The sequence below is a fragment of the Anaerotignum sp. genome (assembly GCF_031981185.1).
GTDB lineage: Bacteria > Bacillota > Clostridia > Lachnospirales > Anaerotignaceae > Chakrabartyella.
Genome location: NZ_DALYUL010000003.1, coordinates 7,678 through 27,233, shown reverse-complemented (window position 1 = coordinate 27,233; position 19,556 = coordinate 7,678). Strand labels below are relative to the sequence as shown.

Below are 19,556 nucleotides of genomic sequence, written 5' to 3'. Positions count from 1 at the left end.
AAGCAGATAGTGTACGTTTATCAATAAGTACCTCTCCATCGATTTCTGAAAAGGCTCATGACAATATGATTCTTTCAGAAATCGATGGAGAGGTACTTATTGATAAACGTACACTATCTGCTTCAGAGAGTACAACCAATGGTTTTGATATAACAAAATATTCCTTTGCTGATTTTAATGAATGGGCCAATTCCATTGATGTGGCGGATTTGGCTTTTATCAAAGAAGGAATTGAAATGAATTTAGCAGTAGCCGAAATCGGAATGCAGAAAAAGTATGCCATCGGCGTTGGGCCTGCGTTGAGAAATTTAGTAGGAAAAGGACTAATTGCCAATGATATGCTTACGGAAATTAAACAGCTTACCGCAGCAGCCAGTGATTTTCGTATGAGCGGCGGTAATGGTTCCGTTATGACTTTTTTAGGCAGTGGCAACCAAGGTATTGAAACCATGGTGCCCATGGCAATTTTTGCAAAGCATAGAAATATTCCTGAGGAGACGCTTTTAAGAGCAGAGTTTTTGGGCATGTTGGTAATCATGTACATGAAGTATCATGTTGGGCGTCTATCCCCTATTTGCGGCGCTACATTGGCGGCATCTGGTGGTGCCGCAGGTATGACTTATATGATGGGCGGCAATTTAAATCAGATTTCCGGGGCGGTGCAAAATATGATGGGTGGTGTTGCTGGGATGTTCTGTGATGGCGCTAAGGGCGGATGTTCCTTAAAGCTTTCCGTATGCGCAGGTGAGTCAGTTTACTCTGCAATGCTAGCCATGGATGACAGTATTATTCAGTCTACCGATGGGTTTATAAGTGAAAAGGTTGAGGATACTGCAAAAAATCTGGCAAGACTATCCCATGAAGGCTTGGCAGATGTCGATATGAAGGTAATTGAAATTATGATGGCAAAATAAAAGTCAAGTTAGGTAGCAATTGACCATTTGATATAGCTCTTGTGTAGAGATCCTTTGAGATATTATTAAAAATATCAAAAATAGAATAATAAACGTTTGAGATTCGGTAATTGGGCAATAATACTTTTTAGATATTCTGTAAGCTTTATGCCTGATTTGTTCTTCTATGCAAAATTATAATTTTTGTTTCCTCACACCCCTCGTTTCGCACAATGGCGTGCCAAAAGGGGGCACATGATTAGTTATTTCTATATAAAAATCCCCCGAAAAGACTCCTTATTTTTAAGGGGTTTTTTCATATCTTACGATAGTCTTAAATTTCACAAAAAACATTGCGGTCTTTCTTTATGATTGGTAGACTATTACAGGTAAAATAATACAATTTCGTAGGCTCGGTGCATTTGGGGGGCTTCCGTTATGAGAGTGCCATTAGGGGTAAAAAAGTGATAAAAGGGGGGATTGTATGACGAAGCAAGAAATTAGTGCAGTTTATAGTTTAGAACTAAGCTCTATAGAGCGTTTTTGTAGCAATAATTTGGTTACACCAAGAAGGATGGAAGATGGGTCATTTGTATATAGTGAGGCAGACGGAGAAATGCTTCAAAGGTTAGTATTGTTAGATATCGTTGGTGTTTCGGAAAATGACTTTGTGAAATTAAGAAGTAAGGAAATCACATTAAAATTAGTATTACAAAAACAGATATGGCGGTTGGAGGATGGCTGCTTGGCTAAGGAGATTTGCATAGATATTCTGGAGGAAGAGGGTGATTTAAGAAGTTTTAACGCCCTAAAATATCTGGAGAGATTAAAAGCCTACGAGCATGAACCTGAGAAGATCCTCATTTATAACCCCAACTATAGAAATCAGGTGTTTCGACCTTGGCGCAGGTATTTTGCCAGGGGGTTGGATATGTCCATCTATCAAATGATTTTGGATGCAATCCTGGGTTTTGTCTGCCATGTGAATTTATTGAACGAAGGACTGTTGGTAAAATTCGTAGGAACGTTGGTTACAGTGATTATGATGCTTTTGATTGAGCCTTTTCTATTAAATCGTTTCGGCACAACCTTTGGTAAATGGGTATTTGGATTAAGGGTGGAGAAGACCGATGGAAATCTAATACCCTACAGAGAAGGATTGCGTCGAACATGGGGTGTTATTGGTAATGGTTATGGTTATATGATACCGATTTACAATTTAGTGTGCTTATTTAAAAGTTATAAATTATGTATAGAAAAAGAAGTTCAGCCTTGGGATGAAGGGATTTCCTATACCATAAAGGACACAAAATGGTACCGAGTAGTGGCTTGTATCTTTTTAAATGTACTCGTTGCTGTTATCGCTTTTGTTATGATCCGGGCACAGCAGTTACCTCCTAATCGTGGAGATATTACCTTAGAGCAGTTTGCTGAAAACTATAACTATTACTGCAAATATTATGATGTGAATGACAGGTTATATATGGATCAGAATGGCCAGTTGGTAGATAAATATCCTGATGAAGAAGTGCCTTATAACAAAGATTATATTATACATATTAGATCTCTTGAGACAATCTTTGTTTGTGATCCATCTGAAGAGCTGCCAAGGTTTAACTATAGAATTGAAAATGCAAATTTGAAAGAAGTCTCTTTTGTTTATGGCGTTGAAAACAAAGAGCATTGGACAGATATGGAAAAAACACAGCAGTATTTGATTGCTATGGCTTTTGGGTGTACCGATCAGGAAGTTAAATTATTTTTTCCGAATACTCCAAATATTGTATTATCAAAAATGCAATACGCAGATAATTTTAATTTTACCTTCGGAAACACCAGATATTTCTGCAATGTGGAAAAAATAGGTTACGAAGGTGATGATTTTATCACCCCTTTGGAGGACGGACAGAGAGCCTATTACAAAATGAATTTTGCTGTTACCAAGGAAAAACAAGAGAGTGAATAAATAAATTCTTATAAATGGTTTTTATATTGTAGAGAGATGGATGAAAAAAGCGGTAGTTTCCTAATTTGGAAATTACCGCTTCAACTATCTAAAACTTATTTATCCATATAATGAGCTTTGCTCACAGAGAAAAGAAATTTAAGATGTTTCTCTCATTCTGATTGTTATATTTCCTCGCCTAAGCGCAGCTGTTCTTGCAATCCGTTGGCAACCTTATCTTTTTCTTGAATAAAATGCCCTGTGGAGGGTATTTTTTTTGTACGGTAATATTCAATATCTTCGGAAAGAAAGGCATAGGGTTTGATTACCGCAGTAATCACGCTGTTCTTCTTTAAGGTATAAACCTGTATGCCGGAAGCGCTTTTTGAAGCATTGATGGGAATCATCTCTGTGTTGAGCAAGGTAGCTTTATCACGATTACGCATTAAAACAAAATCTCCATCTTCATCCAGCTTTTCCATATAAACGAGTTTTGCCCGGGATGAATAAGCATTCACCAACTTGCGGCGGTTCATTTTTGTGGCATAAGCAGAGAGTTGGACTTTAGCAGCTTTTCCATTTTCAAAGAAGAATACCACAAAGCCCGAATAATCAATAGTTGCAGTCATATAAATAATACGCTCCTCTGCCTCCATTCCCAAAAGATTTGGCAAATAATCTCCCAAAACACTGGCTTTTGTATCGGAAATATCGCTGGCTTTCATTTTGTAAACATTATTGCGGTCAGAGAAAAACAAAATTTCGCTACGGTTGGTGGTCTCTGTTTCATAAAGAATTTTATCCTCATCTTTCAGCTTTTGTTCTCCCGCAGAGCGTAATGAAGATAGGGGAATTTTTTTAAAATAGTTTTCTTCTGTTAAGAAAAGACGTATGCCATAATCTTCGATTAAGTCGTCTTTGGTAATGGTGACAACAGCATCTTCCTGCACAATTTCAGTTTTTCTCGGTTTTCCAAATTTTTTCTGCACATTCTTCAACTGTTTGCAAATGATAGCTTTAATTTTTCCATCGCTTTTTAAGGTATCTTTCAAGTCTTGGATTTCTTCTGCCAAGGTTTTCAATTCCTCAATGCGTTTTAATATATATTCTTTGTTGATATTTCTCAGTTTAATTTCGGCAATATATTCCCCTTGGATCTGGTCAATATCAAAACCACTCATCAAGTTTGGGACAACCATGCTTTCTTGCTCTGTATTTCGGATAATGGCAATTGCTTTGTCAATATCCATGAGAATTTTAGAAAGACCCATTAATAAATGGTATTTCTCCTCTTTTTTATTTATATCAAAGGCAAGCTGGCGGCGGATGGAATCTATACGGAATTCCACCCAATATTTTAAAATAGCTCCCACACCTAAGGTCATTGGTCTACCTTGAATGAGAATGTTAAAATTGCAGCTAAAGCTGTCCGAAAGGGGTGTCAATTTAAAAAGCTTATGCATCAAAAGTTCAGGATTGGTATTTCGTTTAATGTCTAAAGTTATTTTTAGGCCATTCAAGTCCGTTTCGTCCCGAATGTCTGTAATATCTCTAATTTTTCCGCTTTTTACTAACCCAAGAATTTTGTCTATAATGCTTTCGATGTTAGTGGTATAGGGGATTTCATAGACTTCAATACAGCTATTGTTCTTATCAAAACGGTATTTTGCCCGTAACTTAAAGCTGCCTCGACCTGTTTGATAAATCTGCTCCAAATCCTTGCGGTTATAAATGAGTTCACCGCCTGTTGAAAAATCTGGGGCAGGCAGATGGTCACAAAGGTTAATGGTATCATCCTTTATGAATTGTATGGTTGCCTCACATAGTTCGGATAGGTTGAAGCTGCAAATGGAGCTTGCCATACCCACGGCAATCCCTAGGTTTGGATTTGCCAAAATATTTGGAAAGGTTGTGGGTAAAAGTGCTGGTTCTTTTATAGTTCCATCGTAATTGTCCACAAAATCTACAGTGTTTTTTTCAATATCTCCAAAAACTTCGGTACAAATTGAACCTAGTTTAACTTCGGTATAACGGGGAGCAGCATAAGCCATATCTTTGGAATATTGCTTACCAAAATTCCCTTTGGAATCAACAAAAGGCACCAAAAGGGCACTGTTACCTTCTGTTAATCGTACCAGTGTTTCGTAAATTGCTCCATCACCATGGGGGTTTAGTTTCATGGTTTGACCTACTACATTGGAGGATTTGGTTCTATCACCCTTTAATAAGTTCATGAGATACATGGTATATAAAAGCTTCCTGTGAGAGGGCTTAAATCCGTCAATTTCTGGGATTGCACGGGAAACAATGACACTCATGGCATAGGGCATATAGTTTAATTCCAAAGTTTGAGTTATAGGTTGTTCTTGTATAATAATTTCACTCGTTTCAGTGTTTGTTGTTTTCTTTTTTGCCATTTTGGTACACCGCTTTCTTAACTAATGTCTGTCAATTCCAGATATTTGTAGCCTTCTTCAGCAATAAATTCTTTTCTACCGCTTAAATTTTCCCCCAACAGAAGCTCGAACATTTCTTGGGTACGCTTTGCGTCATCGGGGGTTACCAACACCAAACGCCTTGTTTGGGGATTCATGGTGGTTTCCCACATCATCTCAGGTTGATTTTCACCAAGTCCCTTTGAGCGACTTATTTTTGTTTTCCCCTTAAGTTTGCCGAGAATCTCTGTTTTTTCATTGTCTGAATAAGCAAAATAAGTTTGTTTGCCGTTTGTAATCTCATAAAGGGGAGATTCTGCTATATAAACCTTTTTCTCATGTATTAGAGTTGGCACCAAGCGGTAAAGCATGGTCAACAGGAGGGTGCGAATCTGGAAACCGTCCACATCAGCATCGGTGCAAAGAATGATTTTGTTCCAGCGCAACTGGCTTAAATCAAAGGAATTTAAGTCTGAAGTATGTTTTGTTTTGATTTCCACACCGCAGCCTAAAACCTTTAACAAGTCTGTAATAATGTCATTAGCAAAAATCTTATTATAATCCGCTTTTAAACAGTTTAAGATTTTTCCACGAATAGGGATGATTGCCTGAAATTCTGCATCTCTGCCTAACTTACATGCACCTAAGGCGGAATCACCCTCTACGATATATATTTCACGGCGGTTAATGTCCTTTGTGCGACAGTTTACGAATTTTTCCACACGATTGTTCATATCCAATGACCCTGTTAGCTTTTTACGAATGGAAATTCTGGTTTTTTCCGCCGTTTCTCGACTGCGCTTGTTTGCTAAGACCTGCGCCGCAATTTTTTCTGCTTCCATTTTATTTTCGATAAAATAGATTTCCAGCTGTTCTCTGAAATAATCCGTCATAGCTTCTTGTATAAATTTATTTGTGATAGATTTTTTCGTTTGGTTCTCGTAGCTGGTAACGGTGGAAAAGGAATTGATGACCAGAATTAGACTGTCCTCAATATCTGAAAAGGTGATTTTTTTCTCATCCTTTTTATACAAATTATTAGTTTTTAAGTATTTATCTATGGCAAAAACAAAGGCGTTTTTAACCGCTTTATCAGGGGAACCGCCATATTCCAAAAAGCTAGAGTTATGGTAATACTCTAAAATATTCACCTGATTATTAAAGCAAAAAGTAGCTTCAAATTTTAATTTATATTCCGGTTTGTCCTCGCGGTCACGTCCCTTGGTTTCTGTTTGTAAATAATGAACATCTGTAAGGTTGTCCGTTCCGGAAAGTTCTAGCAAATAATCCTTAATACCATTTGTATAGCAGTAAATATATTTTTCACCGCTCTCCTCATCCATCAATTCGAAGGTCAAACCTGCGTTTACAACCGCCTGTTTTTTTAATATATCCTGAAAGTAGGTGAGGGGGATGTTAATATCCGTAAATACATCTCGATCGGGTCGCCATTTAATTTGTGTACCAGAGGGGTGTTTTTCAGCCCCTTCTTTCATAAGACCGCCCACATTTTCGCCTTTTTCAAAGTGGAGGCTATGGCAGATTCCATCACGATAAATAACTGCATCCATATATTCCGAAGCATATTGGGTTGCACATGTGCCAAGGCCGTTGAGACCCAAACTAAACTCATAGTTCTCACCGGTGTTATTTTGATATTTACCACCAGCGTAAAGCTCGCAGAACACCAATTCCCAGTTAAAGCGATCTTCTTTGGAGTTATAATCCACGGGAATCCCTCGACCATAATCTTTAACCATAATGGAATGATCTTTATAACGAACCACTTCTATTTTATTTCCGTAGCCTTCTCTTGCCTCATCGATAGAGTTAGATAGGATTTCAAAAACTGCATGTTCGCAGCCATCTAAGCCATCGGAACCAAAAATAACACCGGGTCGAAGGCGAACACGGTCTGCACCTTTTAACGAGGTGATACTTTCGTTGGTATAGTTTGATTTTTGTTGTGATTTCATGAAAACACCTGCTTCTTTTGTTATCTGACTCTATATATAGTTAGGAAGTAAAATTATCCCAATGTATATAGGGTAACATTAGTTTGCCTATAGTGTCAAGGCAGTGAGAAAAGGATATGGGCTTATTGTTGACAAAAAACTTGATTTTTTATGCCGAGGTTGGTATAATAAATAGGCTTTCCTCAGGAAATTAGTTTTACTAATCGAATATACTCTGGAGATAATATGAAAGCGATGGTAATTTTGACCTAAATTAGCTTATATCTGTAACAAAAAACTGCATATTTTTATATGGAAGCGTATCGAAGTGGTCATAACGGCCCTGACTCGAAATCAGGTAGTCCAGCAATGGGCTCGTGGGTTCGAATCCCACCGCTTCCGCCAAGTTAAAGTCATGTGTGAGGATTTGAGTTCATACATGACTTTTTTGTTTTGTGTGGTAAAATTGAGTGGTTGATAAGTATTTATTTTAGGCGAATAGAGGAGTTAACTAGATGCAGATAAAATTGAATAGTAATCATTTGAAGTTAATTGCAATTATAGCTATGACGATTGACCATCTGTCAGATTTAGTTTTCCCAGGTTTTACAGCAGCCCCGATGTCCATTGTGATGCATCTAATTGGAAGATTAACTGCTCCTATTATGTGGTTTTGTATTTGTGAAGGATATCACTACACAAGGGATAGAAAAAAGTACATAATGAGATTGGGAATTTTTGCAGTGATTTCGCATTTTGCATATTGTTTTTCCTTTGGAATTCCACCAATTCCCTTTAGTACAGGAATATTCAACCAAACAAGTGTTATGTATCCATTGTTTATTGCTGTATTAGTTTTATGGTTAGATGATAATAAGGTGTTGCAAAAAAGAATTTGGCTAAAGCAAATCATTATATTTATGCTAATATGGAGTGCATTTCCAGCAGATTGGTCATGCATTGCTGTTTTAGCAATTATAGGAATGTATAAAAAACGTGGTGATCTTAAAGGCCAAATGAAAAAGATGCTGCCGTTGGTTTTTTTGTATGGTGTTGTTGCTTTTTTCTTTGTAAGCAAAGTTTACGCAATGGTGCTAATTGGCGTTTTACTTGTTTATCCAGTTTTGAAATTATATAATGGTGAAAGGGGTAAGGCGAATTGGATGAAGTGGTTTTTTTACGCATATTATCCGGCACACCTTATTATTATAGGTATTTTGAGACTTTTAATTTATGGGAACGTTTCGCTGTTGTTTTAACTGTGAGTACTATTGAATTTAAAACTTAGGTATACTTTGGGTTTTTATATGTGTGATTAAAAATATCAATCTTAAATTATGAGTCAATCGATAAGAATTATAAGCTTCTAATATTATGAGCATAATAGGATCTGATGCCGTTTAATGTCGGCTAGACATTTTGGGCAAAGCGCTTATTTGACGATTGGCATAGGTAAGCGAGGGATGCATATTAGGGGGAATCAGATTTTGATTATATAGAAAAATATGGTATAATATAATCATAAGTTTAAGTAACTACCAAAGATTATTTATATAATGATTTAGAAATAAAAGCCTTAGAGAGGATATATTGACATGAAAAAAATTAAATATGATGAAAAATCTCCTAGGTTACTCAATTCCATTGTGTGTGCAATAGATATACTAGGGTTTTCTAAAATGATATTGGATTCCTATAAAAACGGATTAGGAAATCATTTACTTAGTGAACTAAATTACCTTATTGAAAAAAACAAAAAGTGCATTATTCCAGACAAATATAGCCAAGGGAAAATTAAAATCTTTACAGACAATATGGTTGTTGCATATCCGATAGATTATGATGGGGAATCAGAATTAAATGAGATATTGAGTAATGTTGCTGAGTATCAATTCAATTTGGCGTTAGAAGGTTTGTTTGTTCGAGGTGGAATCAGCATTGGTGAGTTTTATATCAATGACGATATTGTTTTTGGACCAGCCTTGTTAGACGCTCATTATCAAGAAAGTGAAGTAGCCTGCTATCCAAGAATTGTTTTAGATGATAATACCGTAGAGCAATTACAAAAATATATAAAAAACTACAATAATATGCCAGAGGACCATATCATTCTAATTGACACCGATGGAAAATGGTTTATAGGATATTTGAACACTATTTTTAAATATTATAAAGAATGCAGTAACGATTACGAGTTTGAACTAGTAAAAATTAAGCTATTGGAAAAACATAAAGAAAAGCTTGAAGAAATGTTAATGAAACATAAAGAGAATATATTTGTATGGGATAAGTATGTTTGGACTGCAAATTATCATAATTTCTTCTGTGATTTATACTTCCCACAAGATAAAGATCTAAAGATTGCAAAGCACCTATTGCTTTCATGGCCTAGACAAATTTCAACTGGTGATTTTTGACTTAACAAGAATGGCATAGACGGAGGTGTTGAAGAGAAATCTTTTGACCTGCATAAGGCGGTATTTTACGTTTCTCATACCTATTTGGATTTTTATTCTGCATAGTAGGCAGACGGAACTATTACTGCATTGTTATGTTTAGGAATATTCAAGCGCCATGGTAGGAACGACAAAAAGTCTACCAGATGAAGGTTGTCAGCAGTTTTCCTGAGGTGGTTTCGATCACTTTGGAATGGGAACATTTCTTCTTTACAAATTCGAAGGATGGCGCTATAGCAGATAGTGCCCTTAAGGTGTGAGAAAGGAAAAAGAAGACAATCAGGTATGATATGTGGATACAAGTGCCTTTCTAGATCAAGGGGTTCAGGAGAATTTTGAATCAGGAATTGAAAAAGGTTTCTCCATATCAAGAGGCTGATCAAAATGGTTACAACCATTTTTGTCAGCCTCTTTCATTGTTTATTCATTCCATTCTTACAGCTGAGAGCGATCATAAAAAGCACAGGTGGTTAAGTGGTCGTTTACCATTCCAACAGCTTGCATAAATGCATAGATGGTGGTGGTGCCAACAAATTTAAAACCTCGTTTTTTTAAGTCTTTGCTGATGGCGTCAGAGAGAGGAGTACTGGATGGTACCTCTTCAATTTGAGTCCATGAATTAATAATGGGCTGATGATTGACAAATGACCACAAGTAATTATCTAAAGACCCAAATTCCTCGCATATTTTAAAATATGCCTTTGCATTACTGATAACGGCATTCACTTTTAGTCTGTTTTTAATAATACCGCTATTTTGTAAAAGAGCTTCAATTTTTGTATCGTCATAGGACACTAGGATCATTGGGTCAAAGTCATCAAAAGCTTCGCAAAGAGTATCCATTTTTGAAAGAATGGTTGACCAGCTTAATCCTGCTTGTTTTCCTTCCAAAATCAGCATTTTGAATAGTTTCTTATCGTTGTGAACAGGAATTCCCCATTCATGATCATGGTATTCCTGTTCCAGTTTATTTTTCATAGCCCAATCACATCTTTTTATTTCACTCATCAAGGAACCTCCTGACTTTTTTAGGGTGTTTGAATATCATCGTTTAACGCCAGTATGACGTGTTGTAGAAAATTCTGTCTGTCTTCTCCTAAGTGTTGCAAGATTATAAGTTTGACGCCTTTTTATTAATTATGACTTTATCTAATTACCCTTTATTCAACTATCAAAATATTCATTATGCAATGTAATAGTATGGTTAAATTCTATTACATGAAATATTTTCAAAGAAGAAGAGGAGGAAGTTAATAAATGCCTCTGCTTTTTTGAATTTTTATGATAAATGCTTATCAAGTTTTGCTTTTGTTTCCAGTAGGTAATTTCCATATATTTTAATGGTTTCTTCATCTAACCTTTCTTTTGGTGCGGATATGCTGATGGCATACTCTTTGTTAGGTACATTAATATAAATGCCCACACAGTGAACCCCAATTTCATTTTCTTCGATATCACAAGCATATCCTTTTTGCTGGGCCTCTTCTATTTTAATTTCAAATTCACGAAAGTTCGTGATGGTTTTATCGGTAATTTTAATGATTTCGCTTTTATTCCATACATCTATTAGCTCGTCCTTGGGTTTTTCGGCTAAAATAGCTTTTCCTACTCCAGAACAATATAGAGGAATGGATTTACCAATTGTAGAATAAAGACGTATGGAATTTTTTGACGCTTCCACCTTATCAATATATATGGCCATCGTATCATAACGTTCAACAAGGTGAACGGTTTCGCTTGTCTTATTTGCCAAATCTATAAGGTAGGGGTGGATGATGCTAATCATATCATTATGAGCTAAAAATTTACTGGCAAGATTGCAAATTTTAAAGCTTAGCCCATATTTAAGAGTTTTTTCCTCTTGCTTAACGTAACCCATAAAAATCAAAGAATTTAGGATTCTATGAATTGTGCTTTTATTTAAATCAAGATAATTACTGATTTCAGTAAGACTTAAAGAGCCTTTTTCAGCTAAAAGTTCAATTGCTTTAAAAAGCTTTTCGGAAACCTGAATAGGATTTTTGTCATTCATTTAGTACACCTCATTATCAAATTAAAGACCAACTTTATTTCTTTTATAAGTGCCAGTAATTACAATCTTTACATCAAAATCCTTTTACTATGCCAATTTAATCTTTTTTCCTGTCAAATTTATAGTCAAATTGTATTAAAAAGTTAATATGCTATTTTCGTATTATGATAGCATATTTCACAATATAAAACAAATATTTTTGTGAAGGTATATGAACTTACAAATAGCTATTGACATTTTTGATTTTCAGTAGTACTTTAAAATTAAGTTCCGTAATATAAAAACAAGTTTCACAATGTGAAATAAATGAATATAGAGAGGGCAAGGTGATTTTAGGGTGAACGAAGTTTTAGAAAGTATAAGTAAATTTAAAGTAGTTCCTGTAGTAGTTTTAGAGGATGCAAAAGATGCCATCCCTTTAGCCAGAGCCTTAAGTAATGGCGGGCTTAAATGTGCGGAAATTACCTTTCGAACTGAGGCGGCGGAAGAATCTATTCGATTAATGGCCAGTCATTTTCCAGATATGTTAATTGGTGCAGGCACTGTTTTAACCACGGAACAGGTAGATAAAGCGGTAGGAGCTGGAGCTAAATTTATCGTAAGCCCTGGGCTAAACCCGAAAGTAGTTCAGTATTGCATTGACAAAAATATCGTTATCGTTCCTGGTGTTACCAATCCTTCTGGCATTGAACAAGCCTTAGAGTTTGGACTTGAAGTGGTTAAGTTTTTCCCTGCTGAGGCTAGTGGTGGTTTGAATGCGATAAAGGCAATGGCGGGTCCTTTTCCTAAGTTAAAATTTATGCCTACTGGTGGAATTAATGAGAATAATATAGGAGATTATCTTTCATTTTCTAAGATAGTGGCTTGTGGTGGGACTTGGATGGTGAAAGAGAGCCTGATTAAAAATGGCGAATTTGAAAAGATTGAAGAGCTTACGAGAGAAGCCATTAAAACTGTTTTTGGCTTTCAAATGAAGCATGTAGGTGTAAATTGTGAAAATGAAGGGGAAGCAAATGCATCCTCCGATAAGATTTCCGCTTTATTTGGTTTTCAAAAAAAAGTCGGTAATTCATCCATTTTTACGGATGGCATTGAATTTATGAAAACTCCCTATCTCGGTAAAAAAGGACATATTGCCATTGGTACCAATGATGTATTGGGAGCCATGAAATATCTGGAGAACTTGGGTGTAAGCTTTAATCAGAATAGCAAAAAATATAAGAATGATAAGCTCATAGCTGTGTATATGGAAGAAGAAATTAGTGATTTTGCAATTCATTTGGTTCAAAACTAAATTTTGATATGATATTTTTGAAAACAAAAGGTTATGAAAATAAAGAGTAGGTAAAAGAAATGATAGTTCTTGATGTTTCCAGAGAGATGCGCTGGTGGGATTTTAAAGTAATCTTTAGGGAATTATTGTTTTAAAGTATAGGAGGAATTTATAATGGCTAAAAAAATAGTTACTCTTGGTGAAATCATGTTAAGACTGGCACCAGAGGGTTATTACAGATTTGTTCAAGCTGATACTTTTGGTGCTACATATGGCGGTGGTGAGGCAAATGTTGCGGTCTCTTTGGCTAATTATGGCTTTGATGCAAGCTTTGTAACTAAATTACCTAAGCACGAAATCGGTCAAGCGGCAATAAACTCTTTAAGAAAATATGGTGTAGATACAACGAAAATAGCCAGAGGCGGCGATAGAGTAGGGATTTATTTCTTGGAAAAGGGTGCTTCTCAGCGTCCTTCCAAGGTAATCTATGATAGAGCGGGCTCTTCTATCTACACGGCGAAAGCATCAGATTTTAATTGGGATGAGATTTTTGATGGTGCAGATTGGTTCCATTTTACAGGGATTACCCCTGCCCTCAATGATGAGGTGGCTGAAATTTGTCTTGAGGCATGTAAAGCGGCGAAAGCAAAAAATATTACCATTTCTTGTGACTTAAATTATAGAAATAAGCTCTGGAGCAAAGCAAAGGCCGGAGAAGTTATGGCAACACTATGTGAATATGTTGATGTTTGTATCGCCAATGAGGAAGATGCTGCAGATGTATTTGGTATTCATTCTGCAAATACCGATGTTACTACTGGTAAGGTAAATAAAGAGGGCTATAAAGACGTAGCAAAACAATTAGCAGATAGATTTGGTTTTTCTAAAGTGGCAATCACATTAAGAGAGTCTTTATCAGCCAATGATAATAACTGGTCAGCTATGCTTTATGATGGCAAAGAATATCACTTTAGTAAAACATATAAAATTCATATTGTTGATAGAGTTGGTGGGGGTGATAGCTTTGGAGCCGGACTGATTGCGGCAACTCTTTTAGGCTATGATTCTAAAGAGAGCATTGAGTTTGCCGTAGCAGCTTCTTGTTTAAAACATGCCGTTGAGGGTGACTTCAATATGGTAACCCTGGATGAGGTTACCAAATTAGCCGGTGGTGATGGATCGGGTAGAGTTCAAAGATAATAATTTTTAAATCGTGCAAGTTATTTTTATTAACAATAGTATTTTCATATTTCTCTCTTTTTTAAAAATGGTTAGGTAATTTACCTAACCATTTTTTATGCGTTTTGCACAGTATTTTTATTAAAACTTTAAACAAAATGCCAATTGATATACTAGTATGTAAGTTGTAAAATAAGTATAAATCATGATGAATTACTCTGTGGAAAATGTATAGTTTTTAAAATAAAGTGACTTTGCTTATATTAAGTAAGCGATTTTATCTTAAAATTCACAGAAAAAGATTTAAAAATGCAATTCATTTTGACTGACTATTTCGGCTTAATATGGAGGTGTGTGAATGAAAATGATTTTTCGCTGGTTTCCTTATGGAGACGACAGCGTGACTTTAGAACAAATTAAGCAAATTCCAGGCATGACTGGGGTAGCGGCTTGTATGCCTAAAATCCCAGTGGGCGAGGTTTGGAGTTTGGAAGATTGTAAGGCTTTGCGAGATGAGATCAATAAAGCCGGGCTTGAAATGGAGGTAATTGAGAGTGTTAATATCCATGAGGATATTAAAAAAGGCTTAAGCACCCGTGATAAATACATAGAAAATTATATAGAGACCATTAAGAATTTATCCTTGGTAGGGGTAAAGTGTATCTGCTATAATTTTATGCCTGTTATTGATTGGGCTAGAAGTGAGTTATTCCATCCTTTGTCAGACGGAAGCTTTGGCATGGCTTATCGCCATGATGATGTGGTAAAGTTAAATCCAACGACAATTGCTAATTCTATGGTATCTAACAGCGGAGGCTATTCTCTGCCAGGTTGGGAGCCGGAAAGAATACCTCAGATGGCTCTGGATATGGAATTTTATCAGGCTATGTCCACCGAGGAGTATTGGTCCAATATGAAGTATTTCTTAGACGCAATCATTCCTTATGCTGAAAAATATGATGTGAAAATGGCAATTCATCCGGATGATCCACCATGGCCATTATTTAATTTACCAAAGGTTATAACCAGTGCAGAAAATATTAGAACGTTTTTAGCTCTAAATAATAGCAAATATAACGGTCTAGCCCTTTGTACCGGTAGCTTAGGCAGTAACTTGGATAATGATATACCTGCTATTATGAAGGAATTTGGAGATATGGGTAGAATTCACTTTGCTCACATTAGAAATGTGAAACATCTAAGCCCTAAAGATTTTGATGAATCTGCCCATCTATCTGAGTGTGGTGATTTAGATATGTTTGAAGTAATAAAGGCGCTTCATTCCACTGGTTTTGATGGATATATACGCCCTGACCATGGGAGAATGATTTGGGGTGAAAAGGCCAGAGCCGGATATGGTTTATATGACAGAGCTTTAGGCGCAAACTACCTCTTAGGTCTATGGGAAGCAATAGATAAAATGAGTAAATCTTGAGAATTACAGTTGTGTGGCGTAAGCCACGCAACACAAGATTAAAAAATGCTCTTGTGAAGGAGAGGCAAGGAATGCAGTGATATTTCTCAAGTGCCGAGATAAATGGATTGGTCTTTGCTCTGACGTGGAGGTTAAGAATGAAGCTAAACAGAGAAGGTTTAAAAAATAAAGAGTTTTGGCAAGAAAAAGAAATAAAAACACCAACGTATGATGTAGAAAACATAATTAAGAATACAGCGGAAACCCCAAGATGGATTCATTTCGGTGGGGGAAATATTTTCAGAGGCTTTATTGCTAGATTACAAGACGAACTGTTGGAAAAAGGCTTGGAGGATATAGGCATTATTGCCGCTGAAACCTTTGATTTCGATATCATAGATAAAATCTATAAACCCTATGATAATTTGGTTTTATCAGTTGGTCTTAAGGCCAATGGAGAGACGAAAAAACAGGTTCTAGCATCAATTTGTGACTCCGTCAAGGCTAGCATGGGTGAAGAGAGTGATTTCCAAAGGCTTAAAAAAGCTTTTCAAGCCCCGTCATTGCAAATGGCAAGCTTTACAATAACTGAAAAAGGCTATGCTCTAAAAGATATTAACGGCAATTACTTTAAAGTCGTTTTAGAAGATTTAGAAAATGGTCCCAAGAAAGCAAATCACGCTATGAGTATAACCGTGGCTTTATTATTGGAACGATTTAAAGCAGGAAAATTTCCTATCGCAATAGTTAGTATGGATAACTGCAGCCATAACGGAGAAAAGTTGAAAGTTTCTGTGTTGGATGTAGCTAATAAATGGCTTGAAAAAGGTTTTGTTAATCAAGAATTTATTGATTATATCAGTGACGAAAGCCGGGTTAGCTTCCCTTGGTCTATGATAGATAAAATTACACCTAGACCGGCTAAGGAAATTGAAGAAAATTTAATAAGCCTTCATCTAGAGGAGATTTCACCGATTATTACGAATAAGGGGACCTTTATTGCTCCCTTTGTAAACGCTGAAATTCCTGAATATTTAGTAATAGAGGATAATTTTCCTAATGGTCGTCCAAGATTAGAACAAGCGGGGGTATACTTTAGCGACAGAGATACCGTAAACAAAAGTGAAACCATGAAAGTAACCACCTGCCTAAACCCTCTTCATACGGCTTTAGCAGTATATGGCTGTTTATTGGGCTATGATAGTATTGCAGAAGAAATGAAAGATAAAGCACTAAAAAAATTGGTGGAGAAAATAGGCTATGATGAGGGAATTAAAGTAGTAGTTGATCCTAAAATAATAAATCCTCGAAGTTTTATTGATGAGGTAATCAATGAAAGACTGCCTAATCCATTTATACCGGATAGTCCGGCTAGAATCGCTACGGATACTAGCCAAAAGGTTGCCATACGCTTTGGTGAAACGATGAAAGCCTATATAAGCAGCCCCGATTTGGACGTTAATTCTCTCCAATTTATTCCTCTTGCCATAGCTGGCTGGTTTCGCTATTTATTAGGCGTAGATGATGCGCTAAAGTCTTTTAAAATAAGCGATGATCCTATGCTTTCTGATTTACAAGAGGGATTAAAAGAAATTAAGATAGGCAATAAGGCAAGCTACAAGAGTCAACTGAAGCCATTCTTAGCAAACAAGGTTATTTTTGGCCTGGATCTAGTAGAGGCAGGACTGAGTGAAAAAGTGGAAAATATGTTTTTAGAGCTTATTGAAGACGGTGGAGCGGTTAGAAAAACATTAGGAAAATACTTAATTCATTGATTTTTAAGGGAAGATTCCTTTGAAAATAAAAGCGTTCCGTTTTGAATATGCAGAAATGGAATGAGTCGGATTGTAAAGAGGAGAGGAGAAAAAGTATGAAAAAACAGGTAGTAAGCTTATTATTAGTTAGTGCGTTAAGTATCGGCAGTTTAGCAGGTTGTGGCTCTAAACCCGCTGCAAGTGGGGATGCCGCTCCTGCTGAGGTTGTTACAATCAAGGTTGGTGACAACTGGGCTGAAACCCATCCAATGGCTATGGCTATTGATAATGTATTTAAAAAGCAAGTAGAAGAAAAAAGCGGTGGCTCAATTAAGGTGGATGTTTATCACTCCGGCACCTTGGGTAACGAAACAGAATTATGGGACGGTGTTCGTAATGGTGCAGTTGAGGTTGCGGTTATCGGTACTTGTATGAATCAAGAGTTTACTACTATGTTAATTTCAGACTGGCCATTTCTCTATAGAGACATTGAGCATGCAAAAAAGGTTTGGACTGGCGCAATCGCAGAAGAGTTAAATGGCAAGTTCCATGAGAAATTCCCAGAAACCTATATTTTAGGATGGGGTCCTAACTCTGCTAGAACCTTTACAAGTAATAAAAAGTTGGAAAGCGTTGATGACTTTGTAGGGCAAAAATTCAGAATGCCTGCGAACCCTATTCATGTTGGTATCGCTGAAAACTTAGGTGCAAGCGCACAGGTTATTCCTTTAAATGAGTTGTTCTCATCTCTTGAAACAGGCGTAGTTGATGGTCAAGATAATGGAATGGTTACAGTTAAGAGTGAAGCTTTATATGAGGTTCAAAAATATTTATACGAAACCAACCATATTATTGCTACCTTAGAGATTATCACCAACGCACAATTTATGGATTCTTTAAGTGAAGAACAACAACAGATTATTAAAGATGCGGCTAAAGCAGCTTCTGAACAGGCTTGGACAGATTATATTGCAAGTGTTGATGCTGACCGTCAATTCTTAATTGATAATGGTGTTACCGTAACTCCTTGTACAGATGAGGATAAAGCGCTTATCATTGAAAAAATTCAACCAACCCTTGATAAGTTATATGCTGAAAATGATTGGGCAAAAGAATTAGTAGAAAAAATTCAAGCGGTTCAATAAGAAATCTCGTGTTAGTTTATTCTTACAAAGGGCGTATTTCACGTACGCCCTTTTAAAAAACAAAAAAGGGGGGATTGATTAATGAGCTCTGATATTTCTAACAAAATGTCTGGTATTACGAAGGTGATTAATCTTTTATTTCGTACAATTGAAATTTTGATTGCAATTTTTTTAGCCATTATGATTATACTTACGTTCGCCAATGTTGTTCTTAGATTTGTGTTTCATAAAGGATTTGCTTACTCAGAAGAAGTTGCTAGAATTAGCTTTATATATTTGGTCTATCTAGGCTCTATCGTAGCAATGAAGGAGAACAATCACCTAATGGTAGATTCCTTAATTACCAAAGTACCTATGGCAGCAAAGAGAGTAATTTATTTTTTGATTCAAGCTATAACAATCTGGATTATGGCATTGCTTACGCAGGGTGCTTGGCAGGTTTCCTTGCTAAATAAAAATAACTCATGGGTAGTAACCCATTACCCAGTTTTCTTTATTCAATTTGCTGGGGTTGTTTTGGGAATTGCTTTTATCATTATTTGTACTGTGAATTTAATTAAGTTAATTGTATTTAAAGAGGATCCCCTTGATTTAATCAAGCCTCATGACTCGGGGGATGACCCTTTTGCGGATTTTGAACAAGACAAGGCGGTGTTAAAATGATACTTACCTTAACTATGTTTTTGCTGTTTTTAGTAGGCGGTATCGCTCTTGGGCTTCCTATAGCCATTGCTCTTATTTTTTGTGGAATTTGTACTGCTCTATATTTAGGCGGATCTAATGCTAATGTACAGATTATAGCTACGAAATTAATGAGTGGAACAGATAGTGTAACCATGATGGCTCTGCCTTTTTTCGTTATGGCTGGTGAATTGATGAATAGAGGCGGCCTTACGAAAAGAATTATTAACTTCTGTAATATTTTTGTAGGTAGAGTTAAGGGTGGGTTAGGCTATGTAACCATTTTAGCTTGCTTAATGTTCGCTTCTTTAGTAGGCTCTGCTGTGGCATCTACAGCGGCCCTTGGGGCTATCTTGATACCTATGATGGCCAAAAGTGGTTACGATAGAGCCAA

General features: G+C 36.3%; 15 protein-coding genes and 1 tRNA gene. 12 read left to right on the top strand and 4 right to left on the bottom strand.

What is annotated here, in order from left to right:
* Together RTK36_RS02125 and RTK36_RS02120 are read left to right on the top strand one after the other, a co-directional pair.
* Positions 1–914: L-cysteine desulfidase family protein (locus tag RTK36_RS02125; protein ID WP_312043852.1), on the top strand; the 914-nt coding region annotated here is incomplete at its 5' end.
* 463 nt (positions 915–1,377) lie between these two features.
* Positions 1,378–2,859, top strand: coding sequence for an RDD family protein (locus RTK36_RS02120; RefSeq protein ID WP_312043850.1), 1,482 nt, complete (start codon positions 1,378–1,380; stop codon positions 2,857–2,859).
* 164 nt (positions 2,860–3,023) lie between these two features.
* Here RTK36_RS02120 and RTK36_RS02115 read toward each other — a convergent pair whose 3' ends face one another.
* Both RTK36_RS02115 and RTK36_RS02110 read right to left on the bottom strand, forming a co-directional pair.
* Positions 3,024–5,255: a DNA gyrase subunit A gene (locus tag RTK36_RS02115; protein WP_312043848.1), complete on the bottom strand. Its 2,232-nt coding sequence runs from the start codon at positions 5,253–5,255 to the stop codon at positions 3,024–3,026.
* A gap of 17 nt (positions 5,256–5,272) precedes the next feature.
* Positions 5,273–7,249: a DNA gyrase/topoisomerase IV subunit B gene (locus tag RTK36_RS02110; RefSeq protein ID WP_312043846.1), complete on the bottom strand. Its 1,977-nt coding sequence runs from the start codon at positions 7,247–7,249 to the stop codon at positions 5,273–5,275.
* A gap of 293 nt (positions 7,250–7,542) precedes the next feature.
* Between RTK36_RS02110 and RTK36_RS02105 the strand changes: the two genes are divergently transcribed.
* From RTK36_RS02105 to RTK36_RS02095, 3 genes are all read left to right on the top strand, one after another.
* Positions 7,543–7,633, top strand: a tRNA-Ser gene (locus RTK36_RS02105).
* A gap of 122 nt (positions 7,634–7,755) precedes the next feature.
* On the top strand, positions 7,756–8,487 hold the full coding sequence (locus RTK36_RS02100; RefSeq protein WP_312043844.1) for a TraX family protein: 732 nt from the start codon (positions 7,756–7,758) through the stop codon (positions 8,485–8,487).
* 336 nt (positions 8,488–8,823) lie between these two features.
* Positions 8,824–9,645 (top strand): hypothetical protein, encoded by an 822-nt coding sequence (locus RTK36_RS02095; RefSeq protein ID WP_312043842.1) that lies wholly within the window; start codon positions 8,824–8,826, stop codon positions 9,643–9,645.
* A 474-nt stretch (positions 9,646–10,119) separates the two neighbouring features.
* On the opposite strand, the gene RTK36_RS02090 is transcribed toward RTK36_RS02095, so the two are convergent.
* Both RTK36_RS02090 and RTK36_RS02085 read right to left on the bottom strand, forming a co-directional pair.
* Entirely contained in the window at positions 10,120–10,692 is a 573-nt protein-coding gene (locus tag RTK36_RS02090; protein WP_312043840.1) for a DNA-3-methyladenine glycosylase I, read from the bottom strand.
* 271 nt (positions 10,693–10,963) lie between these two features.
* Positions 10,964–11,716 (bottom strand): IclR family transcriptional regulator, encoded by a 753-nt coding sequence (locus RTK36_RS02085; protein WP_312043838.1) that lies wholly within the window; start codon positions 11,714–11,716, stop codon positions 10,964–10,966.
* Between the two features lie 337 nt (positions 11,717–12,053).
* Here RTK36_RS02085 and RTK36_RS02080 point away from each other — a divergent pair, with 337 nt between their 5' ends.
* From RTK36_RS02080 to RTK36_RS02050, 7 genes are all read left to right on the top strand, one after another.
* On the top strand, positions 12,054–13,010 hold the full coding sequence (locus tag RTK36_RS02080) for a bifunctional 4-hydroxy-2-oxoglutarate aldolase/2-dehydro-3-deoxy-phosphogluconate aldolase (protein ID WP_312043836.1): 957 nt from the start codon (positions 12,054–12,056) through the stop codon (positions 13,008–13,010).
* A 153-nt stretch (positions 13,011–13,163) separates the two neighbouring features.
* Entirely contained in the window at positions 13,164–14,189 is a 1,026-nt protein-coding gene (locus tag RTK36_RS02075; RefSeq protein ID WP_312043834.1) for a sugar kinase, read from the top strand.
* 337 nt (positions 14,190–14,526) lie between these two features.
* Positions 14,527–15,603 carry a mannonate dehydratase gene (gene uxuA / locus RTK36_RS02070; protein ID WP_312043832.1) on the top strand — a complete coding sequence of 359 codons (1,077 nt, stop codon included), beginning with the start codon at positions 14,527–14,529 and terminating at the stop codon, positions 15,601–15,603.
* Between the two features lie 137 nt (positions 15,604–15,740).
* The gene (locus RTK36_RS02065; protein ID WP_312043830.1) at positions 15,741–17,357 is read left to right on the top strand and encodes a mannitol dehydrogenase family protein; all 1,617 of its coding nucleotides are present in this window, start codon (positions 15,741–15,743) and stop codon (positions 17,355–17,357) included.
* Positions 17,358–17,452: 95 nt separating this feature from the next.
* The gene (locus RTK36_RS02060; protein WP_312043828.1) at positions 17,453–18,481 is read left to right on the top strand and encodes a TRAP transporter substrate-binding protein; all 1,029 of its coding nucleotides are present in this window, start codon (positions 17,453–17,455) and stop codon (positions 18,479–18,481) included.
* 81 nt (positions 18,482–18,562) lie between these two features.
* Positions 18,563–19,144 carry a TRAP transporter small permease gene (locus tag RTK36_RS02055; RefSeq protein WP_312043826.1) on the top strand — a complete coding sequence of 194 codons (582 nt, stop codon included), beginning with the start codon at positions 18,563–18,565 and terminating at the stop codon, positions 19,142–19,144.
* A partial coding sequence (locus RTK36_RS02050) for a TRAP transporter large permease subunit (RefSeq protein WP_312043824.1) occupies positions 19,141–19,556 on the top strand: 416 nt, incomplete at its 3' end. The genes RTK36_RS02055 and RTK36_RS02050, both read left to right, overlap by 4 nt.

What these genes read in the sequence shown, in the direction of transcription:
- RTK36_RS02120 (WP_312043850.1), top strand. Translation starts at nt 1,378, where the DNA reads ATGACGAAGCAAGAAATTAGTGCAGTTTATAGTTTAGAACTAAGCTCT.
- RTK36_RS02115 (WP_312043848.1), bottom strand. Translation starts at nt 5,255, where the DNA reads ATGGCAAAAAAGAAAACAACAAACACTGAAACGAGTGAAATTATTATA.
- RTK36_RS02110 (WP_312043846.1), bottom strand. Translation starts at nt 7,249, where the DNA reads ATGAAATCACAACAAAAATCAAACTATACCAACGAAAGTATCACCTCG.
- RTK36_RS02095 (WP_312043842.1), top strand. Translation starts at nt 8,824, where the DNA reads ATGAAAAAAATTAAATATGATGAAAAATCTCCTAGGTTACTCAATTCC.
- RTK36_RS02090 (WP_312043840.1), bottom strand. Translation starts at nt 10,692, where the DNA reads ATGAGTGAAATAAAAAGATGTGATTGGGCTATGAAAAATAAACTGGAA.
- RTK36_RS02085 (WP_312043838.1), bottom strand. Translation starts at nt 11,716, where the DNA reads ATGAATGACAAAAATCCTATTCAGGTTTCCGAAAAGCTTTTTAAAGCA.
- RTK36_RS02075 (WP_312043834.1), top strand. Translation starts at nt 13,164, where the DNA reads ATGGCTAAAAAAATAGTTACTCTTGGTGAAATCATGTTAAGACTGGCA.
- uxuA (WP_312043832.1), top strand. Translation starts at nt 14,527, where the DNA reads ATGAAAATGATTTTTCGCTGGTTTCCTTATGGAGACGACAGCGTGACT.
- RTK36_RS02065 (WP_312043830.1), top strand. Translation starts at nt 15,741, where the DNA reads ATGAAGCTAAACAGAGAAGGTTTAAAAAATAAAGAGTTTTGGCAAGAA.
- RTK36_RS02060 (WP_312043828.1), top strand. Translation starts at nt 17,453, where the DNA reads ATGAAAAAACAGGTAGTAAGCTTATTATTAGTTAGTGCGTTAAGTATC.
- RTK36_RS02055 (WP_312043826.1), top strand. Translation starts at nt 18,563, where the DNA reads ATGAGCTCTGATATTTCTAACAAAATGTCTGGTATTACGAAGGTGATT.